This window comes from Coleofasciculus sp. C1-SOL-03 (genome assembly GCF_040220555.1).
Lineage (GTDB): Bacteria > Cyanobacteriota > Cyanobacteriia > Cyanobacteriales > Coleofasciculaceae > Coleofasciculus.
In genome coordinates this window covers 24,933-39,425 of the sequence record NZ_JAVJUO010000220.1, presented here as the reverse complement: position 1 = coordinate 39,425, position 14,493 = coordinate 24,933, and the positions used below count along the sequence as shown (strand labels likewise).

Annotated in this window: 13 protein-coding genes; 6 read left to right on the top strand and 7 right to left on the bottom strand. The window is 46.8% G+C overall.

Translation table 11 applies throughout. From position 1 onward, the window contains the following. Both RIE73_RS33790 and RIE73_RS33785 read right to left on the bottom strand, forming a co-directional pair. Nucleotides 1–88: helix-turn-helix domain-containing protein (locus RIE73_RS33790; RefSeq protein WP_446402067.1), on the bottom strand; the 88-nt coding region annotated here is incomplete at its 3' end. 23 nt (nt 89–111) lie between these two features. Then, a complete protein-coding gene (locus tag RIE73_RS33785) occupies nt 112–384 on the bottom strand; it encodes a helix-turn-helix domain-containing protein (protein ID WP_446405336.1) in 273 nt (90 codons plus the stop codon). A gap of 314 nt (nt 385–698) precedes the next feature. Between RIE73_RS33785 and RIE73_RS33780 the strand changes: the two genes are divergently transcribed. After that, on the top strand, nt 699–1,607 hold the full coding sequence (locus RIE73_RS33780) for a D-Ala-D-Ala carboxypeptidase family metallohydrolase (RefSeq protein ID WP_446405335.1): 909 nt from the start codon (nt 699–701) through the stop codon (nt 1,605–1,607). A 255-nt stretch (nt 1,608–1,862) separates the two neighbouring features. Here RIE73_RS33780 and RIE73_RS33775 read toward each other — a convergent pair whose 3' ends face one another. After that, complete coding sequence (locus tag RIE73_RS33775; protein ID WP_446405334.1) at nt 1,863–3,722, bottom strand: protein kinase domain-containing protein; 1,860 nt, start codon at nt 3,720–3,722, stop codon at nt 1,863–1,865. 125 nt (nt 3,723–3,847) lie between these two features. Continuing rightward, nucleotides 3,848–4,240 (bottom strand): GNAT family N-acetyltransferase, encoded by a 393-nt coding sequence (locus tag RIE73_RS33770; RefSeq protein WP_446405333.1) that lies wholly within the window; start codon nt 4,238–4,240, stop codon nt 3,848–3,850. Nucleotides 4,241–4,641: 401 nt separating this feature from the next. Between RIE73_RS33770 and RIE73_RS33765 the strand changes: the two genes are divergently transcribed. After that, nucleotides 4,642–5,025 (top strand): hypothetical protein, encoded by a 384-nt coding sequence (locus tag RIE73_RS33765; RefSeq protein ID WP_446405332.1) that lies wholly within the window; start codon nt 4,642–4,644, stop codon nt 5,023–5,025. A gap of 161 nt (nt 5,026–5,186) precedes the next feature. Here the strand turns inward: RIE73_RS33765 and RIE73_RS33760 are convergent, their stop codons facing one another. The 3 genes from RIE73_RS33760 to rppA all read right to left on the bottom strand — a co-directional run bounded on the left by RIE73_RS33760 (nt 5,187) and on the right by rppA (nt 8,062). Beyond that, nucleotides 5,187–6,164, bottom strand: coding sequence for a Gfo/Idh/MocA family protein (locus RIE73_RS33760; protein ID WP_446405331.1), 978 nt, complete (start codon nt 6,162–6,164; stop codon nt 5,187–5,189). Nucleotides 6,165–6,231: 67 nt separating this feature from the next. After that, nucleotides 6,232–6,951, bottom strand: coding sequence for a PEP-CTERM sorting domain-containing protein (locus RIE73_RS33755; protein ID WP_446405330.1), 720 nt, complete (start codon nt 6,949–6,951; stop codon nt 6,232–6,234). 427 nt (nt 6,952–7,378) lie between these two features. After that, nucleotides 7,379–8,062: a two-component system response regulator RppA gene (rppA, locus tag RIE73_RS33750; RefSeq protein WP_446405329.1), complete on the bottom strand. Its 684-nt coding sequence runs from the start codon at nt 8,060–8,062 to the stop codon at nt 7,379–7,381. 88 nt (nt 8,063–8,150) lie between these two features. Between rppA and RIE73_RS33745 the strand changes: the two genes are divergently transcribed. The 4 genes from RIE73_RS33745 to RIE73_RS33730 all read left to right on the top strand — a co-directional run bounded on the left by RIE73_RS33745 (nt 8,151) and on the right by RIE73_RS33730 (nt 14,457). Continuing rightward, on the top strand, nt 8,151–10,208 hold the full coding sequence (locus RIE73_RS33745; RefSeq protein WP_446405328.1) for an ATP-binding protein: 2,058 nt from the start codon (nt 8,151–8,153) through the stop codon (nt 10,206–10,208). 208 nt (nt 10,209–10,416) lie between these two features. Beyond that, nucleotides 10,417–13,038 (top strand): eCIS core domain-containing protein, encoded by a 2,622-nt coding sequence (locus RIE73_RS33740; protein ID WP_446405327.1) that lies wholly within the window; start codon nt 10,417–10,419, stop codon nt 13,036–13,038. After that, nucleotides 13,013–13,576 (top strand): hypothetical protein, encoded by a 564-nt coding sequence (locus RIE73_RS33735; protein WP_446405326.1) that lies wholly within the window; start codon nt 13,013–13,015, stop codon nt 13,574–13,576. The genes RIE73_RS33740 and RIE73_RS33735 overlap by 26 nt, the downstream gene beginning before the upstream one ends. A 2-nt stretch (nt 13,577–13,578) precedes the next feature. Continuing rightward, complete coding sequence (locus RIE73_RS33730) at nt 13,579–14,457, top strand: hypothetical protein (protein ID WP_446405325.1); 879 nt, start codon at nt 13,579–13,581, stop codon at nt 14,455–14,457. Nucleotides 14,458–14,493 lie beyond the last annotated feature (36 nt).

The window sequence follows — 14,493 nt, the reverse complement described above, 5'->3', positions numbered from 1 at the left end:
TTTTGTACACCTTGCGCCTAAGAGTCCAAGGGTTTACCCCCAGAATCTCAGCCGCTTCAGTTATCTTATGCCGTCTTTGTTCTGCCATACATAAAAGTATAGCAAATAAAGTCAAAGTTTTATAGAATTAGTTATCATGCCACGAGGACTATCTTCCCCTCGCTCCCTATCTTCGTCCTCATCCTCACTCATTGGCTTCTTTTCCCACCGAGCTCGCGGACCACGCTTACCCGAACTCACTATCGGCTTGCCGTCAAATAGAGGAATTATCCAAACTCCACTCACTTTGCCAGCCCCTTTTATCCGACCACGTTCTAACAACCACCGTACCCGCTGACCCGATACACCCAGGATCTGTGCTGCTTCTTTTGTTCCTATCAACATGTACCAAAAACTATTGCGAATCGATAATAGAGACTTACTTAACCATAAATCGCACCAAAAAGCAACATAGTAGTGCTAATCTAGGTGAATGTCACGGACTTAGAAGTCTGTAGTAAACGATGCGATTAAGGTTAGGACATACTGAACGGCTGAAATGGCGAAGTATTAATAGTAAACCTTCTGCCCTAGAGCATCCTGCCTTGGAGCCTTCGGCTATAAGCGATGTCAGTGTTTATGGCGAAGACCGCGCAACGACAAACCTAGCTTAAGTCTGTGACATTCCTTTTACCATTTCGCTACGTCCAGAAAAACAGATGGCAACCTTAGTTATAACCACCGAAACGGTTTTCAAAACTAAACCGATTCAGTCTTCAGACCTCCCGGACTCCGAGAAGCACCCTGTATCCCAGGGAGAATTCGGACTGGCAAGTTACCAGGAGGAAAAGGGTCATTTTAAAGTTACTTTAGCTAATCCCCTTGGCGATCGCACGGAATGGTATGTGTTTCAAGGACACGCCGATGTCCTCAACACCTCTACCTTAGTCATCACGCAAGATACGATTTTCAAGACCAAACCCCTGCAAGCCAAAGACCTACCCGACTCCGAGAAATTCCCCGTTTCCCGACGAGAACTCGCGGTCAAAACCTTCGAGGAACGAGGCGTTCATCTGCTGGTGACATTAATTAATCCAATTGACAGTGATGCTAACCGCCTGGATTGGTATGTGTACGAAGGTCACATCGATTTACTCAAAATCGCCACCTACTCCCCACCCATGGACGAACCCGAACCCGTGAATCGGGGGATTTTGTTCAAATTACCAGGACGCGGACAGGTGGGAACGAAGGACTCGATCATACCCAATGGCAATTTTACCTGGGGTGAAGCGACCAAAAATGGCACTCGCATACCTGTTAATGAACTGATTGTGAATAACATCATCGCCATGGCGCGACGGATGGAAGAAGTAAGAGAACGGTTGGGAAATCGACCCACAATTATTACCAGTTGGTATCGACCTCCGCGTGTGAATCGGGCGGTTGGTGGTGCGACGCGTTCCACTCACTTACAAGGACATGGGGTTGACTTCGTGGTCAGTGGACTAACACCGCGAGACGTGCAGCGACAACTTGATTCCTGGTGGCCCGGTGGATTGGGATATGGTCGGACTTTTACCCATCTGGATAATCGAGGGTATCGGGCGAGGTGGAATTACAATTAGGGGCTGCTGAATAAGTCTTGTGGTGAAGGGGAGCGGGGGAAGCTGGGGAAGCTGGGGAAGCTGGGGAAGCTGGGGGAGCTGGGGGAGCAAGGGTACATTTGCCCTGAGCAAGGTGATGCCATACATGGGAAGGATGCTATCCGATTCCCTTGAAGAAAACCCTCTGTAAATAAAGCTCAAAGTATTGATGGGCTTTGCGGTTTTGGCTTTGTGCAGCAAGCGCCAATTAGCTATTGCCTGTTCCCTGTTCCCTACTTAAATAAATTGCCAAAGTTTAATCGTTTTATCTTGAGCCGCACTTGCCAAGGTTGAACTATCTGGACTAATTGCCACAGACATGACACCAGCGGAATGATCTGATAAGGTCTGGATCAGTTTTCCACGACCCGGATGCCAAAGTTTAACCGTTCCATCAGCACTCCCACTGATTAATAGGCGACCTTTGGCGCTGATTGCAATAGAATGAACCGCATCTGTATGTCCAGTCAGCGTCAATAAAATATCGCCTGTCCTCAAGTTCCAGACTTGAATCGTCGCATCAGCACTACCACTGATTAAAAGTTGACCACTAGGACTAAAGGCAAGTGAATTGACGGCATCGGTATGCCCCTGTAGGGTTAGTTGAATTTCACCTGTGGCTAAATTCCACAATTTGATCGTGCGATCTGCACTACCAGTTGCCAGAATATGTCCATCTGGACTGATGGCAACTGTTTGAATCATGCTGGAATGACCATCAAGAGTTTTCCGTATATCTTGTGTGTTAATATTCCAAATGTTAATTGTTTTATCAGCACTACCACTGGCGAGAAGCTGTCCATCTGGACTAAACGCAACTGACTTAATCCAACCTGAATGTTGCTTCAGGGTATGCTTTAATGTTTGGGTCGTTAATTCCCAAAGTTTAATCGTGTGATCCCAACTCCCACTGACTAAAAACTGTCCATCTGGACTAAAAGCAATGGCATCAATTAAGCTAGAATGTCCAGAAAATGTACAACTGGGTATACCACTCTCCAGATGCCAGAGTTTGACGCTACGATCCGCCCCCCCACTCGCCAGGATATGTCCATCCGGGTGAAAGGCGATCGCATGAATCGAACTCGAATGACCCCGCAACGTCCGTACACATTGCCACGTCGGTGTTAGCGTGTTTGGCGTCACCGATGGATTTGGGGAAGCGACTGACAATGATTGGGCTAACGTCTGGGTGAGATGCAAATCCTGGAGAATCTGGGCGGCTGACTGATAGCGCAGTTTTACCGCCCCCTCCAGCATTTTATTCAAGGTTTGCGTGAGGCGATCGCTAATCGGTTCAACTCGGTAATCTTGCCAGACCCAAATTCCTTCTAAACTGTTAAACAAATCAAAGGGGTGAATACTGGTGAGTAAATGAATACAAGTCACCCCTAAACTGTACAAATCACTACTCGTACTCGCTTTACCCATTAGCTGTTCTGGGGCAGCGTAAGCCGCAGAACCAATCGTCGTTCCGGTTCGGGCTAATGCAGTTTTCGTCGTCAGTTTGGCGGCACTAAAATCAACTAGAACCAGTTTTTCAGCATCTGTTTCAATTCCTGGACTGGGACAACAGATAATATTGGCTGGATTAATATCTCGGTGAATAACCTGATGAGAATGAATATACTGCAATACAGGCAAAAGTTGTGCCAAAATATGTCGAATCTGGGCTTCCTTAAATGATCCGGATTGGGCTAATCTTTGGGCTAAACTCTCTCCCTCCACTAAGCGTTGCACGATCGCACCCGTCGTTCCCATTGGCGGATTAGGTTCAAAATAAGCCAGCAGTCGGGGAATCTGAGGATGTTCGCCTAGGGTTTGTAATCGGGCAGCTTCTTGACGAAAAGACGCCGCCGCTTTCTCAATATTGGTTGTACCTTGATTGGTAGGTGAAAACTGCTTGATAATACAAGCAGATAATCCCAACTCCGATTCGTCAATTGCCCGAAAGGTACGACCAATACCCCCCTGACTCATCAACTCCATTGCCCGGTAGCGATCGCCTAAAAGTAATCTTGACCCACAAGTGGAGCAAAATCTGGCATGATCAGGGTTGTCGGGTTTGGGGCAAGTCAGATTAAGGCAATAACTCATTCGTGAATTTTGGGAGTCAGGAATTTATCCTATTGTGGCTTGTATTCAGCCTCCCCAGCTTCCCCAGCTTCCAGACGTAGCATGCTACGTCTCTACATCGCTCCCCCAGCTCCCCAATCTCCCCATCATGCTTCCTGTATCCGGCTAATGGACGGCTGGCGTATCATCAAATCCTCAGTCGTTGACACAAAACCATGTCTGCTGTACCAGGCGCGTAAATTTTCTATGCCAAAAGGACTACCCTTGTCCAATTCTAGAGTAATCGGTTTATCATTCAACATTTGACAAAGCATCTTCAGGATTTTAGATCCATACCCTTTGCCACGATTACCAGGCATGACATTTAAGAAATGGATAAAGTACGAGGTTTCATCCTCGCAAACAGAAACCACTCCAACTAAGTCATCTGCCTGACTAAACTCATACCTCATTTCCCCTTGATATCCAAAAGTTCTGGGAAAGACTCGTACCGATAGATTCACGGTTGACTCATCCTCTCGTCCATTCAAGTTATACATCACCCTATTGTCAAAGTCCGGTTAGTGCGTCGGCAGATGTAACCCTAGTGCAAGAAGGCAGAAGGCAGGAGGCAGAAGGCAGAAGGGCAGAAAGCTTATACCATAAGATTTTGCACCTTTTTTAACTGGAGAGTTACTTCCGCCGCGCTGGTCTAGTTAGCATTTCGTCTTATGTCTTGTGTTTGCTTCCTCAGCTTCAGTAGACACCCATGGAACGTAACAGGCGGCGCGATCGCGTTTAGGTTGAACATCTGGAAAGGTGATTGAATCACAGCTTCTGAAGAAAAATCTATCTTTTTGGAGATACCCCTTTGTCAATTATCGTTTCCTCTGATAGAGGTAAACCAGACTTCAATCAAAAATAATAAAAATGTAACAAACTCTCATGGGAGAGAACGCCAATGCGATATAAAAATCTTACAGCCATAGGAATCATAGCCGCCATGTTCGGCTTAGCGAACCCTGTCTCGGCTCAATCACCAGTCACGACCAAAGCCGACGACGTTACTCTCTCTGGTGAATCCTTAAGGGACATTGAACAGAGAAATCTCGGCGATGATTTTGACCAGTTCTTTTTAGATGATCCAGCCCTGGCATGGAGAGGAACGGGTGGTAGCCAGATTAATTTTAACAACCAAGCTGGTACTGACTTCCAGTTAATAGACGATGTGGAAATCTCAGTGAACGAACCCTTATCTCCACCCATCAGTCCGATCAATTTCCGCAGACACGAGAATTTAAGCAGCGGTCTTGATCGCGTGGAAGTAGAAGTTGAACTTGATTAATGGTTAGCAGTGTTTCCGGACGTAGGGGCGGGTTTAGGGTTTTCATGCACACGATTAAATGATAACGTTGATTCAAAACCCGCCCTGACAGAGTGGCAGAGTTTGGGCTGAGACCGTGGAGAGTGATTATCTGGCGCTATTGTCACCAACCCCATAAGCACCTATTTCAACACAATCTTATGATTCGTTTCCGCCGATTGGCAAGCAGCTTCTCCAACCTGAAGCGCATATAAACTGGCTTCACTCGACACATACAGAGGCTTTCCATCCACCAGATGATCTAATACCATTTCTGTATCTTTAACAAATAAACCGCGACGCCCTGCTACAGTGATGGGGTGTTCTTCCTCGCCGCGAATTAATTTACCTTGATCACCCTCAAATAGTAACGTTCCTTGATCACCGTGGATTTCAAACGTCCGCCGTCTCTGCCAGAATACGTCTCCTTTACCATAGGTGACATGGGCAATTAGTCCCTGAATAAACTGTAATTGAGCCGTACAGAGACAGGCACGATAATAGTCTGAATTTTGCCAAAACTGAGTATTACAGCTAACGGTTGCGACGTTACCAAATAAATTAGTAAATCGATGGATGTGGGGTAATGCCGCTTTAAAGGGAAAGCCAAATAAGTCCCGATGGTATGTCCAACGCTGCGGCGCTGGATGCTTCGGCACAATGGTGACATATCGGGCATAAACAGGAGTGCCAATCTCTGGTAAGGATTGCTGTAAGGCTTGATGTAAGCCACCTAATAGCTCAATATGTTCCACATGTAGGAGTTTGCCTTGAGCTTGGGCAAGGGCAATTAGGGATTCGGCTTCTGTCGGATCAAGGGAAATCGGATATTCGACGACAACATGTTTCCCGGCGGTTAAAGCCTGCTTAACAATCGCACCATGATCACGATTAATCGTACAAACAAAGACTAAATCCACATCCGGATGTGCCACCACCTGTTGCCAAGACTCCACGGCGCTGGTTTGGTGACGTTGTACAAAATCTTGCACGGTTTCCGGGGTATGCCCACAGACAACCACCAGCTGCGATCGCGCATCCGCCTGTAAGGTTTGCGCCCGTTGGTTAGCAGCATATCCAGTCCCAACAATACCAGCCCTAATGGGCAGTTTATCAATCATTCGTGAATGAGTCCTCTCTTCAACATCCCCCTATTTAGCGACTAGAAACGAATTGTTTACGTCCTGGCTATTTTACCTTATTTTGCCTTCTGGAAGACTCTTTTTTCAACAACGCACCAAATCCGAGAGCTACACCAGAACCGAGGATAGTCAAGGGTTCGGGAACAGGTTTGCCAACTTTGATTTGATACGCCAGGTTAGAGCGAGTCGGTTGAGTTCCAGTCCAACTGAAGTTCACTTTACCTTGAAGTGTAAACTCTTCTGAGATGTCGCTAATCTTTAGATAGTCCTCTTCGTCATCAATCGGTTCAGAAAAGGCATCCAAAGCCTCATCATTGAAAACCAGACTATCGATCCGCACATTGCTGTTAGCCGTTTCGTTGGTACGTATGTATATCGTATCAATTGAACCACTAAACGCTTCGCTACTTAGTGCTGTGCCTTCAACACTATAGTTGACCATTGAGCCATCGTAGTTCAATGTGAAATCGTATTCTGTACCCTGTTCCCAGACAAACTGAGCTGACTGTACAGGTTGTCCGGATTTATCATTAATTCCTAACTCACGTTCAGCATTATTCAAACTGTTATTACCAATTCGCCCTTCAGCAACGAAGAGTTCGGTAAAGTTTAACTCATTGAACTGCTCTTTGGTCAAGTCGGGTAGACTCGTGACTGTAGCGGCACTGGCAACACCTGACACGAGCGACAGACCCGCCGTGGCTAAACCAACGCCTAAAGCCACTCCAGCCGTTCGGAACGAAAATTTTGAGTAGATGCTATTCATAGTTACACCCCGTATATGTACTTACCTAACAGTATAATTCTCTTTTGAGAGAATTTCTGTAAAGTGTTGATGAAGTCAGATCCAAATCCTAGCGCAAAATCCATAGTTATGTTATGTCAACAAAAATTGTCAATATTTTTTAAGTAGGGCAGCATTTCCATACCATCCAACGGGGAACAAATAGAGCATTGTCTATAGTTATTCTCAATTAGCTAGATGGATGCTAGCTGAATATCCCAGAATCAACCCGATAGAGGCTGTTGGGAAAAAAAGCATTAGGAATTAGGAGAGTTGATATCTAAGTAGTTTCTTGCGGTTGAATTTAACTCTAATGGCACTGAAAAGTGTTCATTTTTGGCTCGCCGAAACTCTTGATATAGCGTAGGGTGGGCATTGCCCACCAACATACCAGTCAATACCATTCAACTTAACTCCCCTCGCCAAACCGATATCCCTTCCCGTATACCGTATGAATCAGAGGCGCTTCACCAGGAGCCTCTATTTTGCGTCGTAACAAGCGCACTAAAGCCGCTAAGACATTACTACTGGGTTGTTCCTCATCCTGCCACAACTGCTGATAAATTTCTCCATGAGTCAACAGTTGACCCGAATGACGCATAAAATAGTCCAGAAGCTGGGTTTCTTTTTCCGAGAGTTCAATGAGTCGTTCATTGCGATAGGCGAGTTGATTTTCTACATCCAGTTCTAAAGAAGCGACGCGCAACCGAACAGGCGCATTGGTTTCCGTCGCCATTGAACGCCGCAGCAAGGCGCGAACTCGAGCCAGTAATTCTCGCAGTTCAAAGGGTTTGACGAGATAATCATCCGCCCCTGCATCCAATCCCATAACTCGATCATCCAGGGTATCTTTAGCGGTAAGGAAGAGAACAGGCGTCGTTTTCCCTTGCGATCGCAACTGTTGGCAAAGCTCTAACCCAGACTGATGGGGTAACATCCAATCTAGTATAAGTAAGTCATAGTCGCTTTGCATCGCTAATTGGCGTCCGGATTTCCCTTCATCGGCGACATCAACCTCGTATCCCTCCCGTTTAAGGACTCGGCTTAAGGGATCAGTAAGTTCCACTTCATCATCAACCAACAGAATACGCATTATTCATTCGTTAGGGAACAGGGAATAGGGAACGGGGAACGGGGAATACACTATATCATGGTGAATATTGCTGCGCTTAACGATGCCCATGTCTGTATCCCGGCTCAATGTAACCGAAGGCTGGCTAGAAGCCAATCAGCAGTATCTGATGGGAGAGATTGCCCGAGTGCGTCAAGCCTTGGAACGCAAGAGTGATCAAATCACTACAGGTATCTCTCTTACCTTAACCAATGGCTTCTATCCCAATGGAAATGGTTCCTACCATCAACCCGACACATCGCTTTCACCGCCTCCCTTGTTAGATCAGCTTTGCCAAATGTTTGGGCTATCCTCCTTTGAGCGAGATTTGCTGCTGTTATGTGCTGGGATGGAATTTGACGCCTCTTGGGGGTTACTCTGTGGCATCGCTCAAAGTAATGAACAAATGAATTATCCCACATTTGCTCTAGCGTTGAATATATTACCCCATGGACATTGGGGGGCGCTGACGCCGGATGCACCGTTGCGCCACTGGCGGTTAATTGATGTGGGTGAAGGGTTTACGTTAACCAGTAGTTCGCTACGGATTGATGAGCGGATTTTGCATTACCTGCGTGGGGTACAATATATTGATGAGCGCTTGGCGATTATGGAGGAACCCATGCCTTTACCGGGTATTTTGGTATCCTCTCATCAGCAAAGTGTACAGCAAATCGCTACAACTTGGTTACAAGTCGGGGAAGGTACATTCCCCGTGGTACAGCTATGTGGAGAAGATGTCACCAGTAAACGGGCGATCGCGCGAGCGGTATGCGATCATTTAGGGATTAATCTTCATGCTCTTTCTGCTGAATCTCTACCCACCGATACCAGTCAACTGAATATCGTTAAGATACTCTATGAACGGGAATGGGCATTAAGTAGCACGGTTCTGTTGCTCAACTGTGATCATCTCGAAACCAATGATCCAGCCAGAGAAAGTGCGATCGCCCGTTTCATTGAAAGCCTGAACACACCCCTGATTGTCACGAGTCGCGATCGACGCCGCCAACGCCAGCGCCCGATAATTACCATAGATGTCCATCATCCCACCAGTGATGAGCAGCGTTTAATTTGGCAAGACGCTTTAGCCGATAAAGCCACAAAACTTGAGCCTGCAATCAATCTATTAGTCTCCACATTTAACCTCAGCGCCCCCAACATTCATACCGCTTGCTTAACCATCAAAGGAATGGATCTTGAGACGCCCGAAGAAGATGAACAACCTATAGACGAAGAAACCAACAACCCATCTGCCCTTCCACCCTTTACCACTAAATTGTGGGACGTTTGCTGTATTCAAGCCCGTCCCCGCATGGAAGAATTAGCCCAACGGATTGACACAGCCGCCACTTGGGACGATTTAATTTTGCCGGACAGAGAACGCACTGTCTTGACAGAAATTGTCACCCATGTGCGCCACCGGATGAAAGTCTATGAAAGTTGGGGATTTGCCGGAAAAAGCCGACGTGGTTTGGGAATTAGCGCTCTATTTGCTGGTGCCAGTGGAACCGGGAAAACTATGGCAGCCGAGGTGATCGGCAAAGAGCTACGATTAGATGTCTATCGGATTGACCTCAGTTCCGTTATTAGTAAATATATTGGTGAAACTGAAAAGAACTTACGTCGGGTATTTGATGCTGCAGAAGGAGGCGGATCGATCCTGTTATTTGATGAAGCGGACGCCCTATTCGGTAAGCGTTCTGAAGTCAAAGACTCCCATGATCGCCATGCCAATATTGAGGTCAGTTATCTGTTGCAGCGCATGGAATCCTATCGAGGATTGGCAATTTTAACCAGCAATATCAAAAGTGCCTTAGACCAAGCCTTTCTGCGCCGGATTCGCTTTATTGCTCAATTTCCTTTCCCCAACGCGGAGCAACGCCAAGAAATTTGGAAACGGATTTTTCCGAAACAGACACCAACAGAGAAGCTGGATTATCGGAAATTAGCAAAACTGAATGTGGCAGGGGGCAATATTCGGAGTATTGCCATGAATGCGGCGTTTATCGCGGCAGATGCTGGGGAAGCCGTGCAGATGAAACATATTTTACAAGCCACTAAGAGCGAATATGTGAAACTAGAGCGACCGTTAACCGATGTGGAAATCCGGGGATGGGTTAAATAAGAGGTTGAGGGATTGTAAAAATTAGTGCCATGGCACGTCTGCCAATTGTATGTAGGGGCGGGTAGAGGTTTGGTCACCAAACCCCTACGGCTTGGGCTGTCGCTACTATTCCCTAAAGTTCCGTAACAATTTGAGCGATCGCGAATTGCATAAAGGACTTGTGCAGGATAATATTAAGTATCCACACGTTGAGTTGGGAAGACTGGTCATGGGTAGCAAACGGCGTCTTAACAAAAAAACATCCTGGCAACCGACCTCTTTACCAGTACGGAATCCTTTACAACCGCGCCCATTTGGTAAAGGTATCCAGGCGAGACGAGCCGAGTTACCAAAGACTAATGTGTTGCAAACTCGTCCCTTCGGTACTCCCAAGCAGGCATCTACGCCTAAACAAGAGATGCCAGATCTCCAAGCTAAACTTAAACAAGCAGAGAGCTTTGGCTATAATGCCGCTAATATTCCCACGTTAGCGTCGTCCACACCGATTCAGGCAAAGCTAACCATTGGAGAACCGAATGATAAGTATGAGCAGGAAGCGGATCAAGTAGCCTCTCAAGTCGTTAATCAAATTAATTCGCCTCAGAGTCAGCAGTCGGTTCAGGGTAAGACTGTACAACGGGAAACTTTACCACCACAAGAGGAAGAAGAAACTCCCGTTAGTGCCAAACTCGAATCAGGGACACTACAACGGGAAGCTTTACCACCAGAAGAAGAGGAAGAGGAAACTCCCGTTAGTGCCAAACTTGAATCAGGGGCACTACAACGGGAAGCTTTACCACCAGAAGAAGAGGAAGAGGAAACTCCCGTTAGTGCCAAACTTGAATCTGACACTATCCAGCGTCAAGGTATTCCTCCTGAAGAGGAAGAGAAAAAAAAAATTAGCCCAAAGTTAATGAGGAAATCCCAATCGGGAACAGGGAGTACAAATTCCTCCGTTAACTTAGAAGAATCGATTCAACAAAAGCGGGGTCAGGGACAATCCCTCTCAGAGGATATCCGCGAACCGATGGAGCAAGCATTTGGCGCTGATTTCAGCGGGGTCAAGGTACACACTGATAGTCAATCAGACCAGCTTAATCGCTCAATTCAGGCGCGTGCTTTCACAACAGGACAAGACGTTTTCTTTAAACAGGGCGAATACAACCCTGGAAGTAAGAATGGACAGGAATTACTTGCCCATGAGTTAACTCATGTTGTTCAGCAGACAGGTACTGTTCAGCGCGATGATGATCCGGCAAAAAAAGACCAAAAAAAGTCTAAGAGTACCATTGAGGAACTCAGAGACGCATTAAGCGGTTGGGGGGCAGATTCAGCCAAGATTTTGCAGTTGCTAGGTAAAGCGTCTGCTTCCGAGAAGAAGCAGATATTAGCTGACTCTAGACTGATGGGTCAACTCCAAAGTAAACTGAGTCGCCGTGAGATGCTTCAAGCCCTCAATGCTCTGGAGGCTCCCCTTAAACAAAAGCTGAATGCAGCAATGAAGGGTTGGGGTTGTGATGCTCAGGTGATTAAGGATCTAACAGCCAGTGCCAAAGACGCAGAGAAGAAAGCCGTTTTAGCTGACACAGCGCTGGTTGCTCGACTCTCAAGCGAGTTGAGTCGAGCCGATATGTTGACAGTTTTAGGCAACCTCAATGCGCCTGTGAAAGACAAACTCAATGCGGCGATGGATGGTTGGGGAGTCGATGCTGAGGCGATTAAGGCTCTGACCAAAGGGGCATCAGATGCACAAAAGCAGGCAGTTTTGAATGACGCGGCACTGGGATCGAGGCTTTCGAGTGAGTTGAGTCGAGCCGATATGTTGACAGTTTTAGGCAACCTCAATGCGCCTGTGAAAGACAAACTAAATGCGGTGATGGATGGTTGGGGGACAGATGAGCAGGCTATCCGTGAACTTATGGTGAACGCGACAGGGGCTGAGCGCAATAAAGCGTTAAGTGATACGGTGCTAGTGTCCAGACTTGCATCTGAACTTTCTCTGTCTGAGATGATGAGCATTCTTGCGGATGCAGGCGTTCCCTTTAAAACCCGATTTGAACTAGCGCTCAACCCTTGGTCAGCAGAACTTAGCCAACTTCAACCTCTGGTGGAAAATGCCACTGACGCTGAACGCCAAACCGTTTGGTCAGATGCTGCACTTATGAGCCAAGCTAATACAGCTCTGGGCGAACAAGATTACCTCACCTTAGTGACTACCTTGGGCATGTTCCAGCCGGGAACCACCGCAGAAGATGGGAAGAGTCATACCTCGGCGGGTGATGCAGATACTTATATCCAAACCCACATTGCCACTTATGTGGCTGAAGCGGTCAAGAATGGTCGGCAAATTGCTGGACTCGTAGCCGTAGTGGATAATGCCGATTGGGATCGAGCCGGGATTGCCCATTATGGAGCCTCAACTTGGAATGGAGGCAAGAAAACTCAAATTAATGGCTTTGTGGATAGTCAAGGTCGAGTCTGGATTCACAAGGATCGAGGAAATGCGGGTACGATGATTCACGAGGCAGTTCACAAATATTCTGATCATGGGTTAATTGGGATTAGTCAACCTCTGAATGAAGGGGTGACAGAATATTTCACCCGTAAAGTTTGTGCGGCGGTTACGCCTCCAATTACCGGACGTCTCAACTACCAAAATAACTACGACTGCGTAGTCGTCTTGGTGAGTCTGGTCACAGAATCTACCATAGCCAGTGCCTATTTTGACGGCAAGACAGATGAGTTAAAGAACGCTTTCATCAAAGCCAAGAGCGAAACAGACTGGGATGACTTCATTGGTGAAACTAAGCAAAATCGGTGGGCAAATGCAACTAGATTATGTACCCCATAAACGCCTATTCGTTTCAGTTCTGGTAGGCATGGTCATCGTGAGTGTAGGTACAGCTTGCAATGAAACGGCAAGTAGTACTCCTAAAGCTGACTCGGAAATAGAAAATCAATCATTTGATTCTCCGAGAAAACAGTCTAATGCCCAATCCCAAGACATGAAAAGGAGAAATTCCATGACAACAGAAATGCTGGGGCAAGAACTGCAAAGAGCGCGTGTGCTGCTGAGTCAGGCAAATGAACCACTCCAGGAAGTAGACCCAGAACTTCCACCTGAAAATATCGGTGCTTTGGGCGGTATTGGTTTCGAGGTGAAAAACCCTGATGTTAAACTGAGTATCTATGTCTTCGAGTATCAAAACCAGCACGCTGATGCTGTAGAAAAACTGATGGCTCAAGTTCCTCAGGAGGGAACCCGAATTCTTCACGGTTCAAATGGTTCTCTACTGTTTTTTGGGCATACACGAACTGATGGTCCAGATGGTATAGACGCAAAGTTTCGCTTGGGTGGTCTAGCTTCCGCTTTTGCTGGTCAGGAATAGTAATGGATATTGAACGGCTAAGACAACTCTGTTCACTTCAGAGTCTTGAGGTTACCCAAGATATCGACGAAGTGTTACACAGACTCAGGAATCCTCTAGCTGAATATGCAGAGTTGGAGTTGCGGTCTGATGGGAAGCACGTTGATCTAATCACCTTAAGCGAAGACCCCAACGCGGTGGATGAGTTTTTGGCAATATTAAAAGACCGAGGAACTCCTGAGGCAGATTGTGCCATAATGATTGCCCTGGCTAATTTTGGAGCGGGTTGTGTTGTGGGAATGAAGCTGCCAATCGCTGGGTCAGTTTCCGGAGGAGAGATGTACATTCGAGGTGCAATTCCGCTGTCGGAAGTTGAGTACTTTTTGGCACAACGGGGTGTGGGTTCAGAAGCGATCGCGCAGATTTCAGGATTAGCTCAAATCTTTGAAAAGGACTACACTCATATTCTGGCAGCCGATGCCACGTCTCCTCCCAGTTTTAGCGTATTTTTCACCACCTATCTCGTTCCTGGTGACGAAGAACGTGACCGCGATCGCTTGCAGCAGGCGCTTGCGAAAACGGGTGTTACGGAAGATGGTATTGAAAAATTTCTGCCCTTACATCGTTTGCTGGGTGCCTCACGACCCGAAACTCTCTACTTTTCTTGGAGGATCAAGGATGGCAAACCGACAATTGGAGCTAAAATTGACTACGCGGGTGTTCGACTTGGGCTTGTTTCAGAGATGCTCACAGGGATCGGTGTAGCTAATCAAGCTAGACTCCCGATCAAATGGGGTACACAGCTTAATGTACGACAAGCTAACTATGCGGGTCTTGTCATTGGCTCTCACCAACCATCAGGTGTTCGCGCCTACTTTACCATTCCTAGTACAACACACTGAAGAATTGGAGAACCTAATGCTCAGTGTTTCATAAGT

Coding starts and splice junctions, on each gene's coding strand:
- RIE73_RS33785 (WP_446405336.1), bottom strand. CDS start 384: ATGTTGATAGGAACAAAAGAAGCAGCACAGATCCTGGGTGTATCGGGT.
- RIE73_RS33780 (WP_446405335.1), top strand. CDS start 699: ATGGCAACCTTAGTTATAACCACCGAAACGGTTTTCAAAACTAAACCG.
- RIE73_RS33775 (WP_446405334.1), bottom strand. CDS start 3,722: ATGAGTTATTGCCTTAATCTGACTTGCCCCAAACCCGACAACCCTGAT.
- RIE73_RS33770 (WP_446405333.1), bottom strand. CDS start 4,240: ATGTATAACTTGAATGGACGAGAGGATGAGTCAACCGTGAATCTATCG.
- RIE73_RS33765 (WP_446405332.1), top strand. CDS start 4,642: ATGCGATATAAAAATCTTACAGCCATAGGAATCATAGCCGCCATGTTC.
- RIE73_RS33760 (WP_446405331.1), bottom strand. CDS start 6,164: ATGATTGATAAACTGCCCATTAGGGCTGGTATTGTTGGGACTGGATAT.
- RIE73_RS33755 (WP_446405330.1), bottom strand. CDS start 6,951: ATGAATAGCATCTACTCAAAATTTTCGTTCCGAACGGCTGGAGTGGCT.
- rppA (WP_446405329.1), bottom strand. CDS start 8,062: ATGCGTATTCTGTTGGTTGATGATGAAGTGGAACTTACTGATCCCTTA.
- RIE73_RS33745 (WP_446405328.1), top strand. CDS start 8,151: ATGTCTGTATCCCGGCTCAATGTAACCGAAGGCTGGCTAGAAGCCAAT.
- RIE73_RS33740 (WP_446405327.1), top strand. CDS start 10,417: ATGGGTAGCAAACGGCGTCTTAACAAAAAAACATCCTGGCAACCGACC.
- RIE73_RS33735 (WP_446405326.1), top strand. CDS start 13,013: ATGCAACTAGATTATGTACCCCATAAACGCCTATTCGTTTCAGTTCTG.
- RIE73_RS33730 (WP_446405325.1), top strand. CDS start 13,579: ATGGATATTGAACGGCTAAGACAACTCTGTTCACTTCAGAGTCTTGAG.